Source organism: Streptomyces sp. BE20, assembly GCF_036322525.1.
GTDB lineage: Bacteria > Actinomycetota > Actinomycetes > Streptomycetales > Streptomycetaceae > Kitasatospora.
Genome location: NZ_JAQYWW010000038.1, coordinates 1 through 342 on the forward strand (window position 1 = coordinate 1; position 342 = coordinate 342).

1 protein-coding gene is annotated in these 342 nt (G+C 69.9%); it reads right to left on the minus strand.

Going from position 1 to position 342, the window contains the following annotated elements; translation table 11 throughout:
• Positions 1 to 342, minus strand: a 342-nt coding sequence (locus PUR61_RS00145; RefSeq protein WP_329874339.1) for a GatB/YqeY domain-containing protein, incomplete at both ends; no start/stop codon positions are given.

Genomic DNA, 342 nt, shown 5'->3' on the forward strand with positions numbered 1-342 from the left:
ACGGTCTGGCCGAGGGCGGCCGGGTCGCCGCCGCGGTGAAGGCCGCGCTGACCGGCTGACGACAGGTCGGCAGGGCCACCGCGCAGACGGTCGAGATTCTGCTTGAATATGTTCTTAACGGCGCAGATTCGCTTCGGCCAGGTCGGACGTCTATGGGCTAGGGCGGCGGTAACGATGGGCGGCAGCTCGTCGTCGGAGATCTGCTTGGGCAGGTAGTCGGCCAGCACCTCGACCTCGGCCCGCTCCCGGGTGGTCTGCTCGGTCCGGCCCGCGGTGTCGAACGCCTCGGCGGCCTCCCGGCGCTTCTTCGCCTCCCGACCGATCTCCTTCAGCACCTCGGCG